Genomic DNA, 25721 nt, shown 5'->3' with positions numbered 1-25721 from the left:
AACTTTTCGGGACAGGGCCCCGGCAGGCCCGGCCGCGCCATGAGGCACGGCGCTCCACCCTCCGCATGACCGCTGTCTCAGGGGATGTAAGCGTTTGCTCGAACTCGGCCGCCTGCCCGCGATCCGGCTCTCGATTGCCATGGCGACCCTCGTTTCGTCGCCGGCCGGCGCGTTCGAGATCTTCGGCCTGAAGTTCTTCGAGAGCGCCGATTCCAAGGTCGAGGTCATCGACCCGCTGAACTATGCCGTCACCCTCGACGTGGCGCCCGCGCCCGAGGACGACGGCTCGCTGAAGGAGACGCTGAGCGACGCCTCGGGCCTCGTCGCCGATGCCGACAAGCCGGTCTCCGGCTCGCTCGGGCTCCTCTCCAAGGCGAAGACCGACCGCAAGCGCCTCGTCGCGGCACTGTTCGAACAGGCCCGCTACGACGGCCTCGTCGACATCTTCATCGAAGGCCGCGACATCACCACCCTGCAGCCCGATGCGAGCTTTTCGGCCCGGCCGGTGCCGGTGACGATCAAGGTCCGCCCGGGGCCGAAATACACCCTCGGCCGGGTCAGCGTCTCGACCGGCGGCATTCCGGTCGATCCCGCCGAATACGGCCTCGAGCCGGGCGGCGAGGCGGGCTCGGCGAAGGTGCTCGACGCCGAGGGCAAGATGTTCCAGAAGCTGCGGGAGGACGGCCGGCCCTTCGTCGCGGTGACCGGCCGCGACATCATCGCCGACGCGGCGACCGACAGGCTGGACTACCGGGCCGAGCTCAGCCCCGGCCCGCGCGTGCCCTTCGGCGACGTCTGGGTCGACGGCGCCAAGGACGTCGATCCCGGCTTCATCGCCTACATGACCGGGATCAAGGCGGGCGAGGTGTTCTCGCCCCAGGAACTCCAGGATGCCCGCGACCGGCTGCTGAAGCTCGGCGTGTTCTCGTCGGTCACGGTCAAGGAGGGCAAGGCCGAGGATCCGGACGGCACCCTGCCGGTGCAGGTCGAGGTGGGCGAACGCAAGTTCGGCTATTACGGCGTCGGCGCCACCTATTCCAACACCGACGGCGCCGGGGCCAACGGCTATGTCGGCTACCGCAACCTGTTCGGCCGGGCCGAGTCGATCCGCCTCGACGCGTCGGTGTCGCGCATCGGCGCATCGGCGATCTCCACCGAGGCCCGCCAGACCGACGGCTTCGACTATTCGAGCTCGCTGGTCTTCAAGAAGCCCGGCGTCCTCGGCCCCGATTCCGTCTATATCGGCTCGCTCGAGGTGAAGAAGGAGCAGCCGCTCGCCTACGACCGGCAGAGCTACGCCGCGACCAGCGGCGTCGAATACGACCTCGACAAGCAGCAGAAGCTGAACGTCACGCTGCGGGCCGAGTACGAAGAGATCACCGACTATCTCGGCGAGCGCGACTACTTCATCACCTCGCTGCCGATCACCTACACCTATGACGGCCGCGACAACGAGCTGAACCCGACCGAGGGCTTCTATTTCCAGGCGCTGGCCGAGCCCTCCTACGGCTTCAACAGCGCGACGCCCTTCCTGAAGACGCGGCTCGACGGCCGGGCCTATCTGCCGATCGGCGAATCGAAGCGCTTCGTCATGGCCGGCCGGCTCGGCTACGGCACGATCTTCGGCGCCGACCTCCTCGACATCCCCAACGACCGGCGGTTCTTCGCCGGCGGCGGCGGCTCGGTGCGCGGCTACGAGTTCCAGTCGATCGGGCCGTATTTCCCGTCGACCGTGCCGGCCGGCTCCGGCTACAATTCCGACTTCACCGACACGCCCACCGGCGGCCTCTCGCTCTTCGAGGGCTCGGTCGAGGCGCGCATCGGCATCACCGAGAACATCCAGGTCGTGCCGTTCCTCGATTTCGGCACGGTCTCCGACAAGCTCGTGCCGGATTTTGCGACCTTCAAGCTCGGGGCCGGCGTCGGCGCGCGCTACCTGACGAGCTTCGGCCCGATCCGCATCGACGTCGGCATCCCGCTCGATCCGGGACCGCGCGACGCGAGCTACCAGATCTACGCCGGTATCGGACAGGCCTTCTGATGCGAACCGAACGCCTCGCAGCCCTCGCCCTCACACTGTTTCTCGCCGTCGCCGCGCTGCTGCCGTCGGCCCGGCCGGCGCATGCCCAGCAGTTCATCGCCAACCAGATCGAGAACCTGATCTCCACCGACACGATGAAGGTGAAGATCGACGGTCTGTCGGGCGCCCTCACCGGCGCGATCCGCATCGACAAGGTGACGGTGTCGGACCCTCAGGGAGCGTTCCTGACCGCGACCGATCTCGCCATGGACTGGTCGCCGCTGGCGCTGGTGCGCTCCAACGTCTCGATCGACAAGCTGACCGCGGCGAAGATCGTCCTCGACCGCCTGCCGGCCGGCCAGCCGGCGGCGACGAGCGGCGGCGGCGGCTTCTCGCTGCCGGCGATCACCGCCGACATCAAGACCATCGCCATCGAGGAATTCGTCCTCGGCGAGGCCGTCGCCGGCAAGGAGGCGCGGCTGAAGGCGAATGCCAGCCTCACGTTGAAGGACGACCCGACGCAGCTCAGCGCCGAAGCGTCGATCGACCGTCTGGACCAGCCCGGTCACGTCGCCTTCAACGTCGACTTCGCGCCGGACGACAACCGGCTCGTCGTCAAGGTCGACGCCAACGAGCCGCAGGGCGGCCTCGTCGCCTCGCTGCTCGGCATTCCCGGCGCCCCGCCGGTCGCGCTGACGGTGAACGGTTCCGGCCCGCTGTCGGGCTTCATGGCGAACGGCGCGCTCTCCGTCGACAACACCCAAGCGGCGACGCTGACCGCCCGCGTCGACCGGCAGGACGCGGCCTATCGCGCCGCGCTGTCCCTCAACGTCGCGGCCGAGCGCTTCGTGCCGGAGGCCTATCAGCGCTACGTCGAAGGCGGCGCCGCGCTCGACGCGACGGTCGAGATACGCGACGACGGCACCTACCGCATCGAGCAGGGCACGCTGTCGTCGAAGGCGGTGCGTCTCGCCGCCTCCGGCACCGTCGATCCGAGCGGATCAGGCAACGACCTGTCGGTCGGGCTCACCGCGCCCGGCGGCGGGCCGCTGGCGCTTTCGCTCGGCACGCCGGAGACGCCGATCGAGATCTCCGTGTCGAGCCTGAAGGCCAGCCTCGAAGGGGCGCTCGCCGAGGCGAAGCTGTCGATCGACGCCAGCCTGCCCGGCGTCCTCTACGGCGAATACGGCGCCGACGACGTGGGCGCCCGGCTGTCGAGCCAGGGCTTCGACGTCACCGCCCTCACCGGCCCGTTCGAGCTGTCGGCGAGCGCCGCCTCCGCCAAGGCGCCGGAGGGCATCGCCCGGCGCTTCCTCGACGGGCAGGTGAAGATCGCAGGAAGCGGCGCGCTCGACGCGAACGGCATCCGCCTCGACCCGGCGACGCTTCAGACCGGCTCAGCCGAGCTGAAGGTCACCGGATCGGCCGCGCTGAGCTTCTCGACCTTCGACCTGACGCTCGATTCGAACTTCAAGACGGTCGCTTTGTCGGCCGGTCTCACGCCGATCGCCGGCGAGCGCCTCGCCGTCTCCGGCAACGTCGCGCGGCAGGCGGACGGAGCGCTGGCGGCGAAGGATCTAAAGGTCAGCGGCGACAATCTGACGATCTCCGGCTCGGCCGGGCTCGGCGACGGGACGGTCTCCGCCGACATCTCCGGCCGCCTCGCCAATGCCGGCGCGGTCAGCCAGTCCTTCTCCGGCGCCGCCACCTTCGATCTGACGGCCAGCGGCCCGGTGGCAAAGCCGGACGTCGACCTCACGGTCGACGGCAACGGCCTGTCGATCAACGGCCGCGAACTCGCCAACCTCACCGTCAAGGCGACCGGAACCCTCGACCCGGCCTCGCCGCGGGCGAAGATCGACATCGCCGGCGTCATCGACGGCCAGCCGCTGGAGGGCAAGGCCGAGCTGACGACGCAGGACGGCGGCGAGCGGCGGCTCTCCGGCCTCGTCGTCCGCCAGGGACCAAACCGCATCACCGGCGACCTCGTGCTGAACGAAAACTTCCTGCCGGTCGGCACGCTCGACGTGAAGCTCGACGATCTGGCGGCGCTGGCCGCGCTCGGGGGCGTCAGCGCGAGCGGCGACGTCTCCGGCACGATCGGCTTCGACGTCCTTGCCGACGGAACTCCCGTGGCGAAGCCGGACCTTGCCGGCGACAGCGTCTCTGTCGCCGGCACCAGCCTCGTCGGGGCGAAGATCGACCTGTCGCTCTACGACTATCTCGGCATTCCGCAGCCGGAAGGCAGCGTCAGGGCGCTGTCGGTCGGCGCCCCCGGCGTCGACGTCGAGAGCCTCTCCGTTGACCTGTCGCGCGCCGACGAGGGCGCGGAGAACGAAAGCACCCGCCTCGAAGCCACGGCTCGTGCCAACGGCATTCCCGTGGCGCTCGCCGGCAACGCCCGCTTCACGCCGAACGAGACCCTCGTCAGGCTCGACAGGCTGACGGCGGAGATCCCCGACGCGGCGGTGGCGCTGACCGCTCCCGCCGAGGCGAAGATCGCAAACGGCACGACCACCCTTTCCGATTTCGTCCTGTCGGTCGGCGACGGAACGCTGACCGCCTCCGGCACCGCCGGCGAGACGCTGGACCTCTCGGCAGGTCTCTCGAAGGTCCCGGCCGCGGTCGCCAGCCCCTTCCTGCCCGACATGTCGCTCGCCGGCACAGTCGACGGCACCGCCCGGGTCACCGGCAAGGCGTCCGATCCCGAGGCGCGCTTCGACATCCGCGCCAGCCAGATCGTCGCGACGCGCGCCGGCGGCGTGAAGACCCCGCCGGTCGACGGCACGGTCGCGGGCAGCTATGCCGGCGGCACGCTGCAGCTTCAGACGGCGCGGCTCGATCTCGGCGAGGACGGCGCGCTCACCGCCACCGGTTCCGTCGGCGACGCGATCGACCTCGACGTCGACCTCAGCCAGGCGCCCGTCGCCCTCGCCAACGCCTTCGTCGAGGGGCTCGACGCGTCGGGCACCCTGTCGGGCAAGGCCAAGCTTGCCGGCACGACCGGCGCCCCGCAGGCGAACTTCTCGCTCAGCGGCCGGCAGATCACCGCCAAGGCCATCGCGCAGGCCGGCATCCAGCCGCTCGCCCTCGACGCCAGCGGATCCTACGCGGACGGGACGCTCACTCTGGCGAACGCCGTCGTCGAGGTAGGCGAGGCCTCGCTCACCGCCTCGGGCACGATCGGCGACCGGCTCGACGTCACGGCCCGCGCCGAGAACCTGCCGGTCGGCCTCGTCAACGGCTTCGTCCCGGATCTCTCGGCGGAGGGCATCGTCTCGGGAACGGCGAGCGCCACCGGCACGATCTCGGACCCGAACGCCAGCTTCGACATCATGGGCAGCGGCATCACGACGAAGGAGATCGCCCGCTCCGGCGTCAAGCCGCTCGATCTGCGCCTCGCCGGCAGCTACGCCGCCGGCACGGCGGACATCAGGACCGGCGTCGTCAATGTCGGCGACGGCTCGCTCACCGTCTCCGGCCGCGTCGGCGAGAACCTCGACGTCACCGCGAACGTCAACCGCCTGCCCGTCGGCCTCGTCAACGGCTTCGTCGACGGGCTCGGGGCGACCGGCACGGTCTCCGGCACGGCGAAGGCGACGGGAGCGCTCGCCGACCCGGTGGCGAGCTTCGACGTGACGGGCCGCGACATCACCACCGCGGCGATCGCCAAGGGCGGCGTGCCGAAGCTCTCGCTCGATGCCGCCGGCAACTACCGGAACGGCACGCTCGGCCTCGACACCGCGAAGATCGACGTCGGCGACGGCTCGCTGCGGGCGAGCGGCACGGTCGGCAGGGAGCTCGATCTCGACCTTGCGCTCGACGCCCTGCCGGTCGGTCTCGCCAACGGCTTCGTCGACGGGCTGAACGCCACGGGCACCGTGTCCGGAACCGGCCGGGCCACCGGCTCGCTCTCCGATCCGAAGGCGACGTTCAACCTGTCGGGCAGCGGCATCACCACCGAGAAGATCGCGAAATCCGGCGTCGCGCCGCTGTCGCTCGACGCGGCGGGCTCCTATGCCGGCGGGACGGCGACGATCGACCGGGCCGACGTGACGGTCGGCGACGGCTCGCTGAACGCAAAGGGCACGGTCGGCCAAACCCTCGACCTGACCCTGAAGCTTTCGGAAATTCCGGTCGGCCTCGCCAACGGCTTCGTCGACGGCCTCGGCGCCCGGGGCACGATCTCCGGCTCCGGCAAGGCGACAGGCTCGCTCTCCGATCCGCAGGCGACGTTCGACCTGTCGGGCAACGGCATCACGACCAAGGCGATCGCCGATTCCGGCGTTCCGCCGCTGTCGCTCGACGCTTCGGGCTCCTATGCCGGCGGGACGGCGACGATCGACGCGGCGAAGCTCACCGTCGGCTCCGGCAGCCTGACGGCCAAGGGAACCGTCGGCGACCAGCTCGACCTCGACGTCACCGCCAGCGACATCCCGGCAGGCCTCGCCAACGGCTTCGTCGCCGGCCTCGGCGCCAGGGGCACGCTGTCGGGCAGCGCCACGGCGACCGGCTCGCTCGCCAACCCCTCGGCCGAGTTCACCGTCTCCGGCACCGGCATCACCACCAATGACATCGCGCGGTCCGGGACGCCACCGCTCACCCTCGACGTCGCCGGCAGCTATCGCGACGGCACGCTCGACCTCGCCAATGCCGAAGTGGCGGTCGGCAAGGGATCTCTGACCGCGAAGGGCACGGTCGGCCAGGAGCTCGACATCGACGTCAAGCTGAACCAGCTGCCGGTCGGCCTCGCCAACGGCTTCGTCGAGGGTCTTGGGGCACAAGGCACCGTCTCGGGCACGGCCACGGCGACGGGGAGCCTTTCCAATCCCAATGCGCGCTTCGACCTGACGGCCGCCGACGTCTCGGTGGCCCAGAGCCGCGCCGCCGGCGCCCCTCCCCTCGCCGCCGATCTTTCCGGCAGCTACCAGGGCGGCAACCTCGATCTCCGCCAGGCGCTCGTACGGGTGGGAGGCGGCACGATCCGCGTCACCGGCGGGGCGAGCCGGACGAATCTCAACCTGACCGCCGAGATCCGCAGCCTGCCCGCCTCGATCGCCAGCGCCGCCGCCGGCGGCCTCGCGCCGCAGGGCACGATCAACGGCACCGTCCGGGCGACCGGCGCGCCGACGAACCCTCAGGTGACATACGACCTCAACGCCTCGGGCGTCTCGATCCAGCAGACCCGCAGCGCCGGCGTCGGCGCCCTCGGCATTTCCACCAAGGGCCAGTATGCCGGCAACCGCGTCACCACCGACACGAATCTGTCGGGAAGCGGCATCGCGCTCGCCGTCGCCGGCTCGGTCGATCTCGCAGGCACGCCGAGTTTCAACCTTGCGGCAAACGGCACGGCGCCGCTCTCGCTCGCCAATCCGATCCTCGCCGAGGGCGGCCGTTCGATCCAGGGCACGGCCCGGCTCGACGCGCGGATCACCGGCACCGCCGCCCAGCCGAACGTCAACGGCACGGTCTCGGTCGCCGGCGCGCGGCTCGTCGACGCGAACTTCAACGTCGCGCTCAACGACATCACCACGACCATCGCCCTCACCGGCACGACGGCGACGATCCAGAGCTTCAACGCCGCCATCTCCTCGGGCGGCAGACTGACGGTCGGCGGCACGGTCGGCCTCACCGGCCAGTTCCCGGCCGACCTGACGATCCGCGCCGACCGGGCCCGCTACAACGACGGCGAGCTCATCGCCGCGCGGCTTTCGGCCGACCTGACGCTCACCGGCCCGCTGGTCGCGACGCCGACGCTTTCCGGCACGGTCAATGCCGAAGAGATCGACGTCATCGTGCCGGACAACCTGCCGAGCTCGCTCGCGCGGATCGACGTCACCCATCGCAACGCCCGTCCGGCGGTGGTCGAGCAGCAGCGCGAACTGTTTCCGAAGAGCGCCAACGGCGCGGGCGGCGGCGGCGGAATCACCCTCGACATCACCTTCAACGCGCCGAACCGCGTCTTCGTGCGCGGCCGCGGCCTCGACATCGAGCTCGGCGGCTCGCTGAGGATCACCGGCCCGGCGTCGAACCTTTCCATCGTCGGCGGCTTCGAGCTGCAGCGCGGGCGCTTCCAGATCCTCGCCAAGCAGCTGACCTTCGAACGCGGCACGCTGAGCTTCACCGGCGATCTCATCCCGACCCTCGACCTCGAGGCGAGTTCGACGGTCGACGACGTGACGGTCTACGTCACCGTCACCGGCCCGGCCAACGACCCGTCGGTGAACTTCTCGTCCAACCCGGCGCTGCCCCAGGACGAGGTCCTGGCACGGCTGATCTTCGGCCAGGGCACCTCGGACCTCTCGCCGCTGCAGATCGCCCAGCTGGCCGAGGCGGCCGCGACACTCGCCGGCGTCGGCGGCTCGACCGGCCTCCTCGACAATCTGCGCTCGCAGCTCGGGGTCGACTCCCTCAACATCTCGACCACCTCCGACGGCCAGACCGCCGTCGGCGTCGGCAAATATCTCAACGACAACACCTATCTCGGCGTGGACTCGACCGGCCGGGTGTCGCTCGAACTGAAGCTCGGCGGCGGGCTGAAGGCCAAGGGCGCCGTCACCTCGCAGGGCGGCGGCGAGGTCGGCGTGTTCTACGAGGGCGAGTTCTGAAGCGGCCGGGCTTTCCTGCCCGGCGCCCGAGGCAGTAGCGGGCGCCCCGCGCGCCTCGCAACGCGATCTTCGGCGCCCGGTGGCACCGCGCAGGGCGCCATCCGACGTCTTTCAGGGTCAGGAAGAGAGACGCCGCGCAGCGATCGGCATTTGGAGCATGATCCCGGAAAGCGGGAACCGGTTTTCGAAAGAGATCGTGCGGAACCGGAAAGATGGAGCGGGAGGATGAGCGAAGCTCATGTCATCCCGCTCCAAGGAACGTCGGATGGAATCGGGCGCGCCTCGCGCCTTCCCTGCCTGCCTGCCTGCCTGCCTGCCTGCCTGCCTGCCTGCCTGCCTGGTCGACTGCCTGCCTGTCTGCCGGGGGATCCGCCCGGCAGCAGCGGACGGACCGACGCTGCGAATCGTCCGGCTTTGTCCGGAGGGCGGCGGCAGTCCGGATGGCCGGACCGGCTTTGCCGGTCGATGCATCGATGCGGCGTATCGCCGGACCGACGATCGGCTCCGCCCTACCGACCGGTGCCGGCGTCCCTGCCGCCGGACACGCGGCGCCTACAGATACTGGTCGATCAGCGCCGTGACTTCGGCATTGCGCGCGGCGCCGGTCTTGCCGCCCATGACGACGACGATGATCCGGCGCCCGCCCCGCATCGCCGTCGCGACGAGGTGGAAGCCGGAATCGCGGATGTATCCGGTCTTCAGGCCGTCGACCCCGGCCACCTTGCCGAGCAGCTTGTTGGTCGCGTGATAGGTCCGGCCCTTGTAGATGAACTGCGTCACCGAAAAGATCGGCATGAACTGCGGATTGCGCGCGATCAGCGCCCGCGCCAGGATCGCGAGGTCGCGCGCGGTCGAGATCTGCCGCGGATCGGGCAGCCCCGAGGCGTTGACGAAGCGGGTGTTGCGCATGCCGAGTTCGCGCGCCTTGGCGGTCATCATCGCCGCGAAGGCGTCCTGGCTGCCGCCGAGATTCTCCGCGACCACCACGGCGACGTCGTTGGCCGACTTCGTCGCGATCGCCTGGGCGGCATCGCGCACGGTGATGGTGTCGCCGGGGCTGAAGCCGAGCTTCGACGGCGGCTGCGACGCCGCCTCGGCGCTGACCGTCAGCGGCGTGTCCGGCGAGATCCGCCCGGCATTCACCGCCTCGAACAGGAGGTAGAGCGTCATCATCTTCGACAGCGACGCCGGATAGCGCAGCGCGTCGGGATTCTCCGCCTGGAGGATGCGGCCGCTCTGATAGTCCATGACCAGCACCGAGTGGCCGCGGATCTCGGCCGCTGCGCCGTCGGAGAGGTTGGCGACGCCGAGCGAGGCGGGCGTCAGCTCCGCCGTCTGGCAGCCGGCGAGAAGCAGCGAGAGGAAGACGAGGAGGGCCCGGCCGGCATGGCGGCCGAAACGACACTCCTGAAACCATGGGCGCATGGGAAAAGGGCCGTGGTCGAGGTTGCGGTCGCCGAGCTATGCGCAACCTGCCGGAATCCTGTCAAACCACGAACATCGGCTTGAAAGACTTCGCGCTTCGCCTGTGCCGGCGATGCCACATCGCGCGCGGCGAGAGACGCCATGGCGGGCGGTGCCGGCCTTGACATCGCCGCCTCGCCGAACACCTCGCTTCGTCATGACCGGGCGTGCGGACGCCGCCGGCGAAAACCACGGGGTGGCCGGGATCCTCCGGCGCCCGGCGTCGAACGGAACGCATCGGAGGGCGAGCGCCATGCGCGCGGCGATCTACTTCACTCCGCCGGCCGGATCGGCCCTGGCGATCACCGCCAATCGCTGGCTCGGGCGCAATCCCTTCGACGGCGAGCCGACCCGCGCACCGGATGCCGCCCGCGACCGGCTCGTCGCGGACCCCGCCCGCTACGGCTTCCACGCCACCATCGTCGCGCCCTTCCGCCTTGCCGGAGCCGCCGACCTCGAACGCATCGACGCACGCCTCGCCGAATTCGCGGCGGCGCAGGCGCCGTTTTCCATCACCGCCAGCGTGCCGGCGCGGCTCGGCAGATTCTTCGCCCTGGTGCCGGCGGCTCCTTCGGAGCCGTTGCAGATGCTGGCGGACAGCGCGGTGCGGGCCTTCGCGAAATTCCGCGCGCCGCTCAGCGAGGCGGAGATCGCCAGGCGCCGGCCCGAAGACCTCAGCGAGCGCCAGCGCGACCATCTTCTCGCATGGGGCTATCCTTATGTCTTCGAAGAGTTCCGCTTCCACATGACGTTGTCGGGCCCGCTCTCCGACGACGAGGCCGCACGGCTCGCCCCGCTTCTCGCCGAGGCTTTCGCGCCCTTCGACGGGGCGCCGCTGGCGATCGACCAATTGGCGCTGTTCGTCGAGCCGGAGCCCGGCGCGCCGTTCCGGGTCCATTCGGTGCATCGCTTCGAGACGGCCTGAAGCGCAAAAAACCGCCGAGGCGCGGGGCCTCGGCGGCTTGCGTGTCGTGGCCGGCTGGACGGTTACCGGCCACGCGGCCTGCGGCAGAGAACAGAGGGGGGAGCCCCCGCCACAGGATTCTTCGACAGCCTCGCGCCTCAGCCCTGCTGCGGCGCCTCGTCCGTCGGCGGCGTCTCCGGCCCCTGGTCGGCCGGTCCCTGGCCGTCCGGACCGTCGTCGCCGGGCCCGCCGGGGCCGCCGAAGCCCATGCCGTCGTCCTGAGGCATCGGGCCGCGCGGCCCGTGCCCGTGCCGCTGACCGCCGAAGCGGAAGCCGCGATGATCGCCCGGTCCGCGGTGGCCGCGGCCGCCCCAACGCTCGCCGCGCATCTCCTGCATCATCGAGCGGATCAGCGTGCGGGCGCGGTCGGTCTGTTCCGGCGTCAGCGTCGATTCCAGATCGGCCAGCGCCGACTTCACGGCCTTCGCCTTTTCCCCCGCCTCGATGGCGCGGTCGGCGAAGTGGTCGAGCATGCGGAAGGCGAAGAGCTCGTTATTGCCGCCCGGCTTGCCGGCCTGGTCGGTCTGAGCAGCATCGCCCGCCGGCGGAGGCGGCGGCGTCTGGTCGGCGCCGGCCCCCGGCTGGCCGCCGGCCTGCGGCGTGCCCGGGCCGCCCGGACCATGCGGGCCGGGACCCATTCGACCGGGCCCCATGCCGGGGCGCCCCATCGGCGGCTGCACCGCTTCGGCGAAGGCGATCAGCGCACCGGTGAAGTTGCGCCATGCGCCCATCTGGTCGGGCTGGATGCCGATGCCGGTCTCCAGCGCCGCGAGGGCGGTGGCGAGCCGTGCCGGCGACATCATGCCGCCGCGCCGGCCGTGATGCCGGCCGCCATGGCCGCCGTGGCCACGGTCGAAGTTCTCGGCGAAGTGGCGGTGGCCCTTGGCGCCCGCTCCGTCGTCGGAACGCATCTTCGCCGCCGGCTGGTGCCCTGCCTGCGGCATGTTCTGCTCGGCGAAGGCGCTGGTGCCGAACAGCGCGGCGGCAAGCGCCGCCCCGGTGGCGATCCTGCCGCCGCGGCCGAACCGGTTCCGGCCGTTGCCGGGGTTCTTGTCTCGAATTGATCTCATCACTGATCTCCCTTGATTCGAGTGATGGGACGGAAGATAGGGACGGGATGTTGCGAGCGTGCGGCCAAAGATTGCCGAAAGTCGCCCGGGCCGTCCCGATTTGTTACGGCTTGTATCGATCCGGTCGGGCGCAACACGCGGTTACAAATCGCTGCTCGCGCGCGCCCGCGGCCGGGGCAAAACAGCAGGATGCACCGGCCGACGCCGGTTTGAGCAAGCGCGCGAAGCTTTCGGAACGAGGCAGATGTCACAGCCCAACATACTCGTGGTCGACGACGATCCGGAGATCTGCCGGCTGCTCGGAAAATATCTGGACGGCCAGGGATTTCGCTGCCAGCTCGCCGCGAACCGGCGGCAGTGCAAGCAGCGGCTCGCCGATTCGCGGGTCGACCTCGTGGTTCTCGACGTCATGCTGCCCGATGCCTCGGGCCTCGACATCTGCCGGGAGATCAAGGACGAGCGGCCCGAGCTCGCGGTGATCCTTCTGACAGCCCTCAAGGAGGACGTCGACCGGATCATCGGCCTCGAACTCGGCGCCGACGACTATCTCGGCAAGCCGTTCAACCCGCGCGAGCTCGCCGCGCGCATCCGCGCCGTGCTGCGACGCGGCGTCCCCGCCGCGGCCAAGGAAGGCGCGTCGGCGGCCGGCTACCGCTTCGAGGGCTTCACCGTCCTGCCCGACCGGCGCAGCATCACCGCCCCGGACGGCTCGGAGATCGCCCTGACCGGCGCCGAGTTCGACCTTCTGATGATCTTCCTCGAACGTCCCGGGCGCGTCCTGTCGCGCGACATCCTGATGGATCTCCTGCACGGCCGCTCCGTCGACCCGTTCGACCGGTCGATCGACGTGACGATGAGCCGGCTGCGGCGCAAGCTGAGCGACAACGGCGTCTTCCGCCTGTTCAAGACCGTGCGCAACGGCGGCTACCAGTTCGCCGCGCGGGTCGAGCGCGAGGAGGAACCCGGCGCGTGAGATCGCTGCGCTTCCGACTCGCCATGCTGCTTCTCGGATCGGTGCTCGGCGTCGTGGCACTCGCAGCGCTGGTGTCGCTGGTGATGCTCGACCGGCCGGACCGGGACACCTTCCGCATGGCCTTCGCCGAGGAGGTCCGGATCATCGCCACCTATCTGCGCGACGATCCGGCCGCCGCCGGGCGGCTCGGCATCACCGTCGGTGAGCGGCCGCGCAACGAACCCGGCGTCTTCGTGCGCGACAGCCGCGGCATCCGCGACGCGCTGCGCGACAAGGGCATCGACCAGGACGTGAGGATCGTCGGCGATCCGCAGTCGCGCACGCGCCAGCTCGCCTTCGAGCTGACGCCCGGGCGCTGGGTCTATCTGCCCTATCCGGGTTTTCCGCCGCGCAACTTCCTCGGCTTCGCCGCCTATCTCGCGGTGCTCGCCGGCGGCGTCGCCGGCGTCTCGATCTTCGCCGCGACGAAGATGACGCGGCCGCTCCTGATCCTCGACGAGGCGGTCTCCACCGTCGGGGCCGACGGGCTTCCCGCCCACATGCCCGAGGACGGCCCGCCGGAGGTGCGCGCCACCGCCGCGGCGGTGAACCGACTGACCACGCGGGTGCGGACGGCCGTCGAAAGCCGCATGCGCCTCGTCGCCGCCGCCGGCCACGACCTCAGGACGCCGATGACGCGGATGCGGCTGCGCGCCGAGTTCCTGCCGGAAGAGGAGCGCGAGACCTGGCTGAAGGACCTCGACGAGCTCGACAGGATCGCCGACAGCGCCATCCGCCTGGTGCGCGAGGAGGTCGATCCGCAGCCGGGCGAGGCCGTCCGGCTGAAGCCGCTGCTTGCCGAAATCGTCGGCGAACTCGGCGAGATCGGCCACGACATCGCGATGCCGGAGGCGAGCCTTGCCGACCTCGCCGTGCTGGCCCGGCCGCTGGCGCTGAAGCGGGCGCTGCGCAACCTCGTCGAAAACGCCATCGTCCACGGCGGCAACGCCCGCATGTCGCTGCGGCGCGACGGCGCCTTTGCCGAGCTCCTGATCGAGGACGAGGGCCCCGGCATTCCCGAAGAGCTGCTGGAGAGGGCCTTCGAGCCGTTCTTCCGCGTCGATCCGGCGCGCCGCAAACTCAAGCCCGGCGCCGGCCTCGGCATGGCGATCGCCAAGGAGATCGTCGACCAGACCGGCGGGACGATCCGCATCGCCAACCGGCCGCAGGGCGGCCTCGTCCAGACCGTGCGCCTGCCGCTCGCCGTGTGACGCGCGCAGCGCCTGACGTCCGACGTCTGACGCACGACGTCTGACGCCCGACACATGCGGCCGGCGACGCTCCGCCGCGCCTCGCACCCGCCCCTTCCCCACGCCACGTCGCCCCGCTGCGCGCCTGCCCGCCTCGGCCTGACGCTGCGGCATGTCGCGCATTGATTTTTATTGACGGGGCGCAATAGATATCCGCCGGGCGTGTGATTTCGGAAGAGGATCCGAAATGAAAACTGGACTTTTGAAGTCAACAACAATATTTGTTGCTGCAGAACTTTGCGTCATTTCGATGTCGGTAGCCTCGAGCTTCGGTGCGGAACTGAAGGAATTGACGACCTTCACGGCGCGCGGCGCCGACACCGAACTCTGGATGTTCGTCCGCAACGGCCAGACGATCGAGATGCCGACGGCCGATCCGTCCAATCCGCGGGAGGTCCACGGCGTCCAGACCCTCACCGTCTGCCCGGTCGACGACGTCGCCGCGGCGGGCTGCGCCGATCCCTATGCCGGAGCGCTCATCGGTTTGAAGCCTGACGGCAGGTTCAAGGTGCATCTGCGCTTCGACGAGAGCGATCCCGCGCCGGCGGCGATGTCCGGGCCGGGCGGCATGTCCGGCATGAACCACGCCCATGCGGCTGGCGATCGGCCGGGCGAGACGGCCGGGACCGCCGAGGCCGGCGGGACCGGCACGATCGGCGTCGTCCCGGCCGCGCCGGAGAACCACGACGCCTTGCGGCGCGAGGCCGACACCGCGGCGAACGCCGCGGCGGACGTCAACTCCGAGATCATGGGCGCGCCCTCACCGGCCGCCGCGCGGTCGGGCCGAGCATCCGAAAGGGGCAGGCCGGTGCCGGTGCCGGAGCCCTCCCCCGCCGACCGCGGAACCTTCGAGCGGACGGCGGACGGCGGCGCGGCGCCGGCCGGGCACTGCATGGCCTTCAGCCGCTGGAATCCGGACAGCGGCTGGGTATCGACGCTCGAGCTCGCCAATCTCCACATGCACGGCTTCCTGGTGCAGCCGGACGTCCGCAAGGACGCGGGCGGCAATCTCGTCTATGGCGACGACATCTTCGTCTGCGGCAAGAAGCTGACCGACTACGACATCGCCATGGACGGGTCCGGCGGGCCTCATCCGCAGGGCGTCAACTGGATCCACCCGCACATCCACGGCATCGCCAAGGCGCAGGTCTCGGCCGGCATGGCCCAGATGGCGGTGATCGACGCGGCCGACGACCTGAAGACGGCAGAGCTGCCGGGCGGCGCCTCGCTGCCGGCGCGCAACCTGCTCTTGAAGGACATGCAGATCGTCAGGACGCCGAATTCGGGCGGGCATTTCGTCCATTTCGCCGATCAGGCCCCGGATTTCTGCGGCGACAACAAGACCAGTCTCGACAATATCGGGCGCTGCGAACTGCCGGACGCGCGCAAGAGCGCCCCGGCCGCGGGCGCCGAGGACATGCGGCTGACCGTCAAGCTGAAGGCGAGCGGTGAGGAGACGCCGCTCGACGTTTCCGAGGGCGCCTGGGTGTTCACCGTCAACGGCCAGGACTATCCGGACATCACCGTCGCGCCGGGGGCAAGCGAGGTCTGGCGGATCCAGAACGCCTCGGCGAACATCACCTACCGGCTGCGCCTGAGCGAGATTTCACCGTCCGGCCGGACCAATCTCGGCAATCTGAAGTTCGCCGTCCTGCAGATGGACGGCGCGACGCCGGTGCATCTCGACGCGAATGCCGGAACCGGCGGCAGCGACGCGCTCGCGGCGCCGCAGACCGAGGAGATCCTGCTGATGCCCGGCAGCCGCGCCGAACTCGGCATCGTCAGCCCGCAGCCGGAGGCGGATCTCACCTATCAGCTCGTCGCCGGGCCGTTCCAGGCGGGCTTCACCAGGGACAGCGCCGACACCTGGCCGCGGATCGCCCTCGCCAGGGTGCATTTCCTCGCCAACGCGCCCGCTGCGGCGCCGGCGCAGGCCGCGCCGGCCGGAACCGCCCTCGTCGCCCGCAACGAGAGCGCCCCGGGCCGGGCGGCGCCCGCCCGGGAGGCGTCACTCGACGATCGGCTCGCCGGCGTCTTCCGCATCCAGCCGCAGGCGATGCCCCAGCGCGAGACGCTGCGCCGCAACCAGAGCCGCATCGCGACCTTGCAGGAAAAGGCCCAGGAAACGGCACGGCAGCCGGGAGCCAGCCGCTACGCGCCGACATATGAAGCCTCGCCGGCAAATTTCTGCTCCGACCTCGCCGGCCTCGAACGCTGGTCGCTGGAACAGAAGGCCCATCCCGACCAGGAGATCGTCCGCCGCATCTATTTCGGCATCCAGGAGACCCCCGACGGCGAGTTCTTCCTGCTCGGGGAGACCTTCCTCAACCAGGCGACAGGCCAGGAGTGGAACGGCAAGGGCCAGACCATCGACTATTCCGGCGGCAGGCCGGTCGTGCCGGTCACGCTCTCGACCTTCGATCCGGCGGCCGGCCCCTGCGCCTACAAGGTCGACAGTCCGGACGCGGCCGAGACCTGGGAGCTCGTCAACCTCTCGCCGGAGGTCCACAACTTCCACATCCACCAGCTGAAGTACCGGGTTCGCCGCGATCCGAAGTCGGGCGCGCTATTCTACCGCGCGCCCTCGCCGCTCGACGCCGTGGAAATCCCGGCGAGCCTCGCCATCAACACCCAGACCGTCGATTTGCAGCACGACACGATCATCGTGCCGCGCGGCACCGACACGTGCAGCGACATCTTCACCGAGGTCGAGCCGGTGTCGCACGAGGAGGGGGCGGTGCATCGCTTCAGTCTCGATCCGAAGGGCAAGTCCTGCCGCGGCGACGGTGCGGCCGGCGACGAGAGCGGCATGATCCAGCTCGACATGGCGTTTTCCGGCGGCCAGTTCGCGTCCTTCCCGGATCCGGCGGATCCGGCGCGGCTCGACCCCGCGACCTTCGTGTTGCACTGCCACATCCTCGAACACGAGGACAACGGCATGATGCAGCGGATCTCGGTCATCGACCCGAAGGTCGCCGATCCCGGCGCCGCCCAGAGCCGGCTGCGGTGAGGCGGCGGCCGGCCACCGCGTAAGGCAGGGTCGGCACCGCGCACGCGGCCGCCCCGTCCGGGCGGCCGCTCCGGCCTCGTTGCGACGTCACGCGGCCTTCTTCTCGCGCTTGAACCGCTCCTCCAGCCCGGCATCGGGCTGCGGCGGCGTCAGATCGACGCCCTCGGAGAGGCGCTCGGCGATGTGGGTCAGGGCCGAGATCCGGGCGTATTTCTTCTGGTTGGCGGCAACCACGTGCCACGGCGCATCGGCGGTGTCGGTGCGTGCCAGCATGTCGTCCACCGCATCGACATAAAGGCCCCACTTGTCGCGGTTGCGGAAGTCCTCATAGGTGAGCTTCCAGCGCTTCAGCGGGTCGGAGAGGCGCTTCTCGAAGCGCTTCAGCTGCTCGTCCGGATCGATGTAGAGAAACACCTTGGCGATCCGGGTGCCGTTTTCGGCGAGCATCTTTTCGAAGGCGTTGATCTCGCCATAGGCCCGGCGCCAGGACTTTTCGTCGGTGAGTTCCTCCACCCGCTCGACGAGGACGCGGCCGTACCAGGAGCGGTCGAAGACGGCGATCTCCTTGGCCTGCGGCAGCCGCTCGAAGAAGCGCGCGAGATAGTGGCGGGTGCGCTCGCTCTCGTTCGGCGCGCCGATCGGCCAGACCTTCAGCCCGCGCGGATCCATCACCGACGACATCCGACGGATCGTCCCGCCCTTGCCCGCCGCATCCCAGCCTTCGAAGACCACCACCGCCTTCTGGCGCTGGACGAGATAGGCCTGGTGGATCGCCTGGAAGCGCTTCAGCAGCTCTTCCATGCGGTGGTCGTAGTCGGCGTCGTCGATCTTCGCCGTCATGTCGAGCTGCTTCAGCTTCACCTGCACCCCCTTGAGCCTTTCCGCCGGCCGGGCAGGACCGTTTTCCGGCAAAACGCTTCGGCCGTCGCCGATGCGTCCATCCACGATGCAAGGGGATATGGTTCTGGCGCCGCCCGCGGCCACGTGCGAAGCAGGGGCGCAACCACCCCCTTTTCGAATCGCCGCCCGGCGAAAGTCTGTCAGACCCAATGCACGCCACGACCAAGCTTCTCCTCGGAGGAAGCCTGACCCTCGCCATCGTGATGGGCGTCGGGCGGTTTCTCTACACGCCGCTGCTGCCGCTGATGCAGCGCCAATACGGCTTCGGAGCCGACGTCGCCGGGCTGATCGCCAGCGCCAACTTTGCCGGCTATTTCGCCGGGTCGATGCTGGCGGCCTTCGCCGCTCGGGGCAGAGCGCGCCGCCTCGCCTTCCAGGGCGGCCTCCTCGCCAGCGTCCTGACGACGATCCTGATGGGCGTCACCGACGATCTTTCGCTCTGGCTCGCCTTGCGCACCGTGTCGGGTCTCGCCAGCGCCTTCGCGATGATCTCGGCGGCCGGCATCGTCGCGGAGAAGCTGGCCCGGATCGGCGAGGAAAGCCGCCTCGCCTGGATGTTCGGCGGCGTCGGCGCCGGCATCGCCCTGTCCGGACTGATCGTCCACGTCCTCGTCGACGCTTTCCGCTCCTCGACGCTGTGGGTGCTGGTCGGCACGCTGGCGGCGCTGCTGGTCCCGGTCGCCTTCCTGTTCCTGCGCGAGCGCGAACTGCCGGTCTCGCGGCGGCCGGCCGATCCGCGCCGGCGCGTGCCGCGCCCGCTGCCCTTCTGGCCGCTCTTCGTGAACTACACCTGCGAGGGTCTCGGCTATTCGGTCTTTGCGACCTTCATCGTCGCGCTGATCAAGTCGCGTCCCGGCATCGAGGCCCTCGGCGACTGGGTGTGGATCGTCACCGGCATCGCCGTCCTGCCGAGCTGTCTCCTGTGGGGCCGGGTCGCCGAGCGCATCGGCTTTGCGAGCGCCCTCGCTCTCGCTTACGTCGCGCAGATCGTCGGCGTCATGCTGCCGGTGGTGAGCGGCGCCCCGGCCGCTGCGATCCTCGCGGCGATCCTGTTCGGCGGCACCTTCATCGCGATCACGACGCTGACCATGCCGCTCGGCCGCCACGGCCTCGGCGGGCGCGGCTTCGCCGTGCTCACCGCCGGCTTCGGCCTCGGCCAGATGCTCGGGCCGCTGGCGGCGGGATATCTCGTCTCCGGCGCCGGCGACTACACCTTGCCGCTCGCCGCCTCGGCCGCCGTTCTCGTGCTGGCGCTGGCGGCATTGCTGGTCGCCATCGGCGGCCGGCGCGAAGGCGCGTCGCCGCAGGCGTGAAGCGCCGCCTGCATCGGTCCGCGGTGCGCCGGACGAGGCCGTCAAGCATGATCCCGAAAAGGTTTTCGGAAGAGAGCATGCTCAGACAGGAAGATGGAGCGGGAGGATGAGCGACGCTCGTTTCATCCCGCTCTATGAAGGATGCGCCTCGACAGCTGCCTCGGCGGCGGGTCCGTCTTCCTCGCTCTCGACACCTGCCAGCCGGTCGAGGAAACTGTCGCACCAATGCGCCGCGGTGCCGTGGAAGACGGCCTCGCGCATCTGCTCCCAGCGACGCCTGCGTTCGTCGAGCGGCATGGTCAGCGCCCGCTGCAGGGCCCGCGCGACGTCGTCGGTCGAATAGGGATTGACCACCAGCGCATCCTTGAGCTCCGAGCGCGCCCCGGCAAAGCGCGACAGGACGAGCACCCCTGGATCTTCCGGATCCTGCGCCGCGACATATTCCTTAGCGACGAGATTCATCCCGTCGCGCAGCGGCGTCACCAGGCAGACGCGCGCCGCCCGGTAGATCCCGGCCAGCGCCCGGCGGGTGAAGCCGCGGGTCATGATCTGCAGCGGCGTCCAGTCGAGCGTCGCGAAGCGGCCGTTGATGTGGCCGGCGAGTTCCTCGAGCTCGCGCCTCAGCTCGACATAGGCGTCGAGCTCGGAGCGTGACAGCGGCGCCACCTGCAGGAACTGCACCGTGCCGCGGTTTTCCGGATATTCCTCGAGCAGCCGCTCGAAGCCGCGGAAGCGCTCGACGAGGCCCTTCGAATAGTCCATGCGGTCGACGCCGATGATCTGCAGCCGGTCGCCGGCGATCTCGCGCACCATCTCCTCGTGCTCGCCGGCCTCCGGCGAGACGGCGAAGCGCGCATAGCCCGGGGCGTCGATGCCGATCGGAAAGCTGTCGGCGACGACCGTCCGCTGGCCGACCCTGACGCGATGGCCGGGCAGCTTCTCGCCGCCGAGCTCGCGCACGCAGAAATTCGCGAAGTTGCGCCGGTCGGTGTCGGTCTGGAAGCCGATCACGTCGTAGGCGAGCATCGAGCGCACGATGTCGTGGCTGGCCGGCAGGGCGGTGAAGATCTCCGGCGCGCAGAAGGGGATGTGCAGGAAATAGCCGATCTTGCCGGTAAAGCCGCACTGGCGCAGTTCCGAGCCGAGATAGAAGAAATGGTAGTCGTGGATCCAGACGAGGTCGTCGTCTTCGAGCAGCGGCGCCAGCCGCGCCGCGAAGCGCTGGTTGACGCTTCGGTAGATGCGGTCCGACTGGCGGTCGAATTCGGCGAGGTCGAGCCGGTAGTGGAGCAGCGGCCAGAGCGAGCGGTTGGCATAGCCGAAGTAGAAGCCGTCGAGTTCCTCCTCGCTCATGTCGATCGTCGTCATCGCGACGTCGCCCTCGACCTCGGTCACCGCCTCGCCGAAGGTGCCGTTGGCGGTGGTGTTGCCGCTCCAGCCGAACCACAGGCCGCCGCGGCGCTTCAGCGCGTCGGACAGGCCGACGGCGAGACCGCCCGCCTTGCCCTCGTCGTTCAGCGGTCCGACGCGGTTCGATACGGCGACCAGACGGCGATGCCCCTCAGCCATTGTCTCCCTTCCTCTCGGTTCTGGCCGGCCGGACCGATGCCGGCCGGTCCTTCTTCAGACGCCGCAGACGTCGAGCCAGTGATGGACGTCGGCGACGTCGGCGAGGCGATGATCGGCGACACTCGGCTTGGTTCCCACCTTGACGGCGAGGCCGCCCATCGCGGCGACGGTCTTCAGCGCGAACTCGTCCGTGGTGTCGTCGCCGAGATAGACCGGGACGCGCCCGGCAAAGGGCGCCGCCGTCATGAACTCTTCGAGCGCCCGGCCCTTGTCCATGCCGGACGGATGCACCTCGACGATGTTGTCGCCCTCCATCACCACGAGGTCGTCGCGCCCTCCCGCCGCCTTGCGCATCACCGCCTTCGCCACCTCGGCGAGGTCCGGCGCGGTGCGATAGTGGAGGACGAGGGCGGTGCCCTTGTCCTCGAGCGACAGCCGGCGGTTCTCCTCGAGCGTCGGTGCGAGGGCGTCGCGGATCGGATCGAGGGCTTCCGGCTGCATCAGAAATTCCACCGCGCCGCCCGGTGCGCGGCGCCGCTCCAGCCCGTGCACCCCCGCGGCCGCGAAGGCCAGCGGGGAAAGAAAACGGTCGAGATCGGCGATGCGGCGGCCGCTGACGATGGCGAGCGCACCGTCGAGGCTCGCCGCGATCTCCGTCAGGCGATCGATCCGCGGCGCTTCCAGCCCCACCTTTTCCGGGTCGTCGACGAGTTCGACCAGCGTGCCGTCGAAGTCGAGGAACAGGGCGTGGGTCTTCGGGTCGATGGCAGGAGGTCGTTTCATCGGCGTCGAGGGGGCCAGACAGCTTCGGTTTTTCGTCCTTCCCGAGATAGGGCGCCGGCCGCCGTTTTGTATCGAAAAAGAACGCAAGGCGAACGGGCGAGGGGCGGCGGGAGCGCTCCGGCCGCGGGCTTCTGCCGTCGCCGCGGCGAGGGCGCCGGGTCCGGCTATTCGTCGATGCGGAAGGGCCTCAGACCGACGGCGACCGACCGCCCCTCCCGCTTCAGCCGCTCGTCCAGCCGCGGAAACACCGCGCGTGCCGGCGCCGGAAGTTCCGGCAAGAGCGCGGCGAAGGGCGCCTCCGCGGTGAGGACCACCATCAGCTGTCGCTCCGGGGCCTGGCGCTTCAGACGGAAGTAGAGCTTCAGCCGGGCATCGTCGCCCCGACGCTTGACGGCGGAACTTGCATCCTGGACGAAGCCGAGACTGTCGACGAAGAGGACGACGACGGCGCGGCTGCCGATATCGGCGATATTCGCCTCGATGGTCTCGCCGCTCGATATGACGTCGGCGGCGAGTTCGACCGCCGGGCGGACTTGACGCTCCCGGCGGCGGGCGGAGGCGAAGTCCACGGCCGCGCATTGCGGCGGCGCCACCGGTCGGATGCCGATGTCCGGCTCGATCCCGAACCGCGCCTTGAACATCCGCATCAGCCGGGCGGCGACATCCGGGCCCGTCGCATAGGCCTCGATCCTCACCGTCGTGTCGGACACGTCCGCCGGCACGGCGTAGAAGCAGTCGCCGCCGTCGAAGCGCTGGATGAAGTCGACGAACCGCGCGGTATCGTCGACGGCCTCGCCGGTGTCCTTCGGCGGCTCGATCCTGTCGGGAAGCGACGGATCGGGCAAGCGCAGCGGATCGCCGGGGCGATCGCGCGTCGGCGGCGCGTCGGGCCTCTGCCGGCCCTGCCCCGGCGACGCCGGCGGCTCGCGCAGCATCGCCTGCCGGTCGTCGTCGGCCCCGGTCGCGTCGGGCGCCGCCCGGTCGGGCGCGGCGCGCTGCGCGTCGCCGCCTTGCGTCACGAGAGGCTGCGGCGCAGGGACGGCGGCCCTCGCCGGCGCCTCCTCGTTCCCCGGCGGCGCTTGGCCCGCCCCGATCCCGGCGGTCCCTTCCGAGGCGGCATCGTCTGACGCGGTCCCGCCCCCGGCGACGACGGCGGCCGTGGGGTTCCCGGTGGGGCCGCTCTCGAACGGCAGGATGTCCGGCCAGAGCCACAGGAGCGCCGCGGCGGCTGCGGCGAAGACCGTCGACAGGCCGAAGGCGGCGGCCGGCCAGCGCCGGCCCGCCGGCTTCTTGCCGGGTTTCGCGACGGCCGCACTTCGCTTCGCGCCAGCGGCGGGCGCCGCCTGCCCGGGTGAAAATGGCTCCGGGTCCTGCTGCGGCAGGCGGGACGCGGCGCCCGCCCCGGACCCCGGCGCGGCGCCGCGCGCCTCGACGGCGCGCAGACGGCGCGGATGCCAGCCGCGATCGGCGGGGGGCTCGCCGAAGAGCCGGCCCTCCATGTCGTGCAGCGCCAGGCAGACATCCGCCATGTCGGCTGGCCGGTCGGCGGGGTCGGGCTGCAGCATCGACGCGACGAGGCCGCGCAGCGGCTCCGGCAGGTCGGCGACGTCCGGCACGCGGCTGCGTTTTTCCAGCCGCTCGTAGTCGCTGCCGTCCATCGGCAGCGGCCGCCCCCGCAGGGCCGCCACCGCGACGAGGGCGAGGCTGTAGACGTCCGACTTTCCGGTCACCACGCCGCCGAAACGGCCGAGCTGTTCGGGCGAGACGAAATTGTACTTGCCGGCGAAACTGTCGCCGAGGATCGTCTTGTCGCCGGGCCGCGCGGACTTGGCGATGCCGAAATCGATCAGCTTGGCGCGGTCGACGTCGTCCGCCGGCAGGATGACGTTGTCCGGAGAAAGGTCGCGATGCACGATGCCGGCCCGATGGGCGATCTCGAGGCCCGAGGCGAGGCGAAGCAGGAGCCGCCGCACGTGCTCGGGCGTCAGTCGGCGCTCGGCGAGGATCTGCTTCAGCGAGCGTCCGGTGACGAACTCCATGGCAAGGTAGGGGCGGCCGAGGCGCCGGTCGATCGCCATGACATGGGAGCGGACGATGGCATCGTGGGTCAGCCGCGCCAGCATCTCGGCCTCGCGTCTGAACAGCCGCATGAAGGTCGGATCGTCGGCGAATTCCGGCAGGATCACCTTGATCGCGACGGTTTCTCCCGTCACGAGATTGTGGCCGCGATAGACCTCGCCCATGCCGCCGGCGGCGAGCAGCTCCTCGACGACATAGGTGTCGTTGAGTTCGGTGCCGCCCTCGAGCCGCGCCGGCCGGCGGTCGATCTGCGTCCGGCCGGACGCTGCAGCAGGTGGCGGGGCGCGCTCATCCATTGCCGGCTCCCGTGCCGCGCGGCGGCGGGAGGCAGCGCAGGACGAGGGCGGTGACGTTGTCGCTGCCGCCGCGCGACAGCGCCGCGGCGACCAGCGCCTCGGCCGCCTCGCGCGCGCCGGGCCTTGCCAGGATCGCAGCGATTTCGGCGTCGCCGACATGGTTGGTCAGCCCGTCGCTGCACAGGAGAAACACGTCGCCCGGCCGGACGACGTCCGACGTCCGCTCGACGGCGAACGCCGCCGAAACGCCGACGGCGCGGGTGATGACGTTGCGGCCGGGATAGGTGGCCGCCTCGTGCTGGGCGATCAGCCCGGCGTCGAGAAGCTCCTGCAGCTTCGAATGATCGCGGGTGATGCGGGCGAAGAGGCCTCGGGACAGGCGGTAGGCGCGGCTGTCGCCGGCCCACAGGCAGGCGAAGTGTTCCGCGAAGAGAAGCAGCACGACCACGGTCGAGCCGATCGTCGCGCCGGCGGCCGTCGCAAGGTCGAGGATGGCGTCGTTGGCGGCATCGAGCCGCGCCTCGACGCGCGCCCTGAGGTCGGCAGCCGTCGTGGCGATGCCGACGGTGGCGAGGCGTTCGACGATCGCGGCGCTGGCGAGGTCGCCGCCCCGGTGCCCGCCCATGCCGTCGGCGACGGCGAAGACGCCGGCCGCCGCGTCGGCGAAGCAACGGTCCTCGTTGAGGCTGCGCACGCGGCCGACGTGGCTCTTGCCGAAGACGTCGAGGCGGAAGACCTGCCGGGTCATCGCGGCGGCCCCGCGCATGGTGGCGAGGCATCCAGGGCGTCGGGGCTCCTGCCGAGAAGCATCGCCACGAATTCGGCGGCGGCGGGCAGGCCGGGCCGGACGAAGCAGCGCGGTCCGGTCTCGGGATCGCCGGCGGTCCAGAAGCAACTCTCGGCGGCCTCCGGAGAATGGCGTTGGGCGCCGCAAGGAGCGCGAGGAGGCGCGCCTCGAGCGCGTCGTGGCCGGGCGCCGAGCCGCCGGCCTGTGCCGCGAAGCGTCGGCCCGGCGGGGCGAGCGCCGAGAGCGTCAGCGGAAAGGGCCGCCCCATGGCGTCGAAGGAAGGCAGGATGACGCCGAGGGCGCCGGTGCCGAAACACGCCGCATCGAGCCGGAACCGCCAGGCCGGCATGGCGCGGTAGGCGGCCGCAAAATCCGGCCCGAGAGCGTTTCTCGCCATGCCCATGCCCGCGGCGAGGAAGCTCTCGAGCGGACCGAGAAGCGGCCGCGGCAGGCCGCCCGCCACGAAGTCGCGGCAAAGCGGCAGCTTGCCGAACAGGCCGAAGCCGACGGCGGGCGGCGCCGTCCCCTCCCCGATCTGCGCGACCGGAACCTCGGCCAGGATTGGAGCGTCCGCTGCGGGCGGCATGCCCCGCCCT

Annotated in this window: 14 protein-coding genes and 1 pseudogene; 7 read left to right on the top strand and 8 right to left on the bottom strand. The window is 70.5% G+C overall.

The window, feature by feature from the left end; translation table 11 throughout:
- The first annotated feature begins 94 nt into the window (after window positions 1-94).
- Both J1C47_RS12050 and J1C47_RS12045 read left to right on the top strand, forming a co-directional pair.
- The gene (locus J1C47_RS12050) at window positions 95-2041 is read left to right on the top strand and encodes an autotransporter assembly complex protein TamA (protein WP_245396512.1); all 1947 of its coding nucleotides are present in this window, start codon (window positions 95-97) and stop codon (window positions 2039-2041) included.
- Window positions 2041-8628 (top strand): translocation/assembly module TamB domain-containing protein, encoded by a 6588-nt coding sequence (locus J1C47_RS12045; protein WP_207351004.1) that lies wholly within the window; start codon window positions 2041-2043, stop codon window positions 8626-8628. The genes J1C47_RS12050 and J1C47_RS12045 overlap by 1 nt, the downstream gene beginning before the upstream one ends.
- A 552-nt stretch (window positions 8629-9180) precedes the next feature.
- Here the strand turns inward: J1C47_RS12045 and J1C47_RS12040 are convergent.
- A complete protein-coding gene (locus J1C47_RS12040) occupies window positions 9181-10053 on the bottom strand; it encodes a D-alanyl-D-alanine carboxypeptidase family protein (RefSeq protein ID WP_207351003.1) in 873 nt (290 codons plus the stop codon).
- Between the two features lie 292 nt (window positions 10054-10345).
- Between J1C47_RS12040 and J1C47_RS12035 the strand changes: the two genes are divergently transcribed.
- Entirely contained in the window at window positions 10346-11017 is a 672-nt protein-coding gene (locus J1C47_RS12035) for a DUF1045 domain-containing protein (RefSeq protein WP_207351002.1), read from the top strand.
- A gap of 137 nt (window positions 11018-11154) precedes the next feature.
- Here J1C47_RS12035 and J1C47_RS12030 read toward each other — a convergent pair whose 3' ends face one another.
- Window positions 11155-12126 (bottom strand): hypothetical protein, encoded by a 972-nt coding sequence (locus J1C47_RS12030; protein ID WP_207351001.1) that lies wholly within the window; start codon window positions 12124-12126, stop codon window positions 11155-11157.
- A 244-nt stretch (window positions 12127-12370) separates the two neighbouring features.
- Between J1C47_RS12030 and J1C47_RS12025 the strand changes: the two genes are divergently transcribed.
- From J1C47_RS12025 to J1C47_RS23730, 3 genes are all read left to right on the top strand, one after another.
- Complete coding sequence (locus tag J1C47_RS12025; protein ID WP_207351000.1) at window positions 12371-13099, top strand: response regulator; 729 nt, start codon at window positions 12371-12373, stop codon at window positions 13097-13099.
- Window positions 13096-14349, top strand: a complete 1254-nt coding sequence (locus J1C47_RS12020; protein WP_207350999.1) for an ATP-binding protein — start codon at window positions 13096-13098, stop codon at window positions 14347-14349. The genes J1C47_RS12025 and J1C47_RS12020 overlap by 4 nt, the downstream gene beginning before the upstream one ends.
- Before the next feature lie 289 nt (window positions 14350-14638).
- Window positions 14639-17398: a multicopper oxidase domain-containing protein gene (locus J1C47_RS23730; RefSeq protein WP_245396511.1), complete on the top strand. Its 2760-nt coding sequence runs from the start codon at window positions 14639-14641 to the stop codon at window positions 17396-17398.
- Window positions 17399-17485: 87 nt separating this feature from the next.
- Here the strand turns inward: J1C47_RS23730 and J1C47_RS12010 are convergent, their stop codons facing one another.
- A complete protein-coding gene (locus J1C47_RS12010; protein ID WP_342591972.1) occupies window positions 17486-18259 on the bottom strand; it encodes a polyphosphate kinase 2 family protein in 774 nt (257 codons plus the stop codon).
- 188 nt (window positions 18260-18447) lie between these two features.
- Between J1C47_RS12010 and J1C47_RS12005 the strand changes: the two genes are divergently transcribed.
- Window positions 18448-19611, top strand: a complete 1164-nt coding sequence (locus tag J1C47_RS12005) for a YbfB/YjiJ family MFS transporter (RefSeq protein ID WP_207350998.1) — start codon at window positions 18448-18450, stop codon at window positions 19609-19611.
- A 132-nt stretch (window positions 19612-19743) separates the two neighbouring features.
- Here J1C47_RS12005 and J1C47_RS12000 read toward each other — a convergent pair whose 3' ends face one another.
- The 5 genes and pseudogenes from J1C47_RS12000 to tagF all read right to left on the bottom strand — a co-directional run.
- Entirely contained in the window at window positions 19744-21180 is a 1437-nt protein-coding gene (locus J1C47_RS12000) for an alpha,alpha-trehalose-phosphate synthase (UDP-forming) (protein ID WP_207350997.1), read from the bottom strand.
- A gap of 54 nt (window positions 21181-21234) precedes the next feature.
- Window positions 21235-21963, bottom strand: a complete 729-nt coding sequence (gene otsB, locus J1C47_RS11995) for a trehalose-phosphatase (RefSeq protein WP_207350996.1) — start codon at window positions 21961-21963, stop codon at window positions 21235-21237.
- A 164-nt stretch (window positions 21964-22127) separates the two neighbouring features.
- Window positions 22128-24338, bottom strand: a complete 2211-nt coding sequence (locus tag J1C47_RS11990; RefSeq protein ID WP_207350995.1) for a serine/threonine-protein kinase — start codon at window positions 24336-24338, stop codon at window positions 22128-22130.
- Window positions 24331-25104, bottom strand: a complete 774-nt coding sequence (locus tag J1C47_RS11985; protein WP_245396510.1) for a PP2C family protein-serine/threonine phosphatase — start codon at window positions 25102-25104, stop codon at window positions 24331-24333. Before J1C47_RS11985 ends, J1C47_RS11990 begins: the two co-directional genes overlap by 8 nt.
- A 223-nt stretch (window positions 25105-25327) precedes the next feature.
- Window positions 25328-25711: pseudogene (gene tagF, locus J1C47_RS24225) on the bottom strand (type VI secretion system-associated protein TagF); the annotation flags it as partial.
- Window positions 25712-25721 lie beyond the last annotated feature (10 nt).

The sequence above is a fragment of the Jiella sonneratiae genome, from assembly GCF_017353515.1.
GTDB lineage: Bacteria > Pseudomonadota > Alphaproteobacteria > Rhizobiales > Rhizobiaceae > Jiella > Jiella sonneratiae.
Note: the sequence above shows the minus strand (reverse complement) of the source record. Positions and strands in the feature narration are given on the sequence as shown.

What these genes read in the sequence shown, in the direction of transcription:
- J1C47_RS12045 (WP_207351004.1), top strand. Translation starts at nt 2,041, where the DNA reads ATGCGAACCGAACGCCTCGCAGCCCTCGCCCTCACACTGTTTCTCGCC.
- J1C47_RS12030 (WP_207351001.1), bottom strand. Translation starts at nt 12,126, where the DNA reads ATGAGATCAATTCGAGACAAGAACCCCGGCAACGGCCGGAACCGGTTC.
- J1C47_RS23730 (WP_245396511.1), top strand. Translation starts at nt 14,639, where the DNA reads ATGTCGGTAGCCTCGAGCTTCGGTGCGGAACTGAAGGAATTGACGACC.
- J1C47_RS12040 (WP_207351003.1), bottom strand. Translation starts at nt 10,053, where the DNA reads ATGCGCCCATGGTTTCAGGAGTGTCGTTTCGGCCGCCATGCCGGCCGG.
- J1C47_RS12005 (WP_207350998.1), top strand. Translation starts at nt 18,448, where the DNA reads ATGCACGCCACGACCAAGCTTCTCCTCGGAGGAAGCCTGACCCTCGCC.
- J1C47_RS11990 (WP_207350995.1), bottom strand. Translation starts at nt 24,338, where the DNA reads ATGGATGAGCGCGCCCCGCCACCTGCTGCAGCGTCCGGCCGGACGCAG.
- J1C47_RS12035 (WP_207351002.1), top strand. Translation starts at nt 10,346, where the DNA reads ATGCGCGCGGCGATCTACTTCACTCCGCCGGCCGGATCGGCCCTGGCG.
- J1C47_RS12000 (WP_207350997.1), bottom strand. Translation starts at nt 21,180, where the DNA reads ATGGCTGAGGGGCATCGCCGTCTGGTCGCCGTATCGAACCGCGTCGGA.
- otsB (WP_207350996.1), bottom strand. Translation starts at nt 21,963, where the DNA reads ATGAAACGACCTCCTGCCATCGACCCGAAGACCCACGCCCTGTTCCTC.
- J1C47_RS12025 (WP_207351000.1), top strand. Translation starts at nt 12,371, where the DNA reads ATGTCACAGCCCAACATACTCGTGGTCGACGACGATCCGGAGATCTGC.
- J1C47_RS11985 (WP_245396510.1), bottom strand. Translation starts at nt 25,104, where the DNA reads ATGCGCGGGGCCGCCGCGATGACCCGGCAGGTCTTCCGCCTCGACGTC.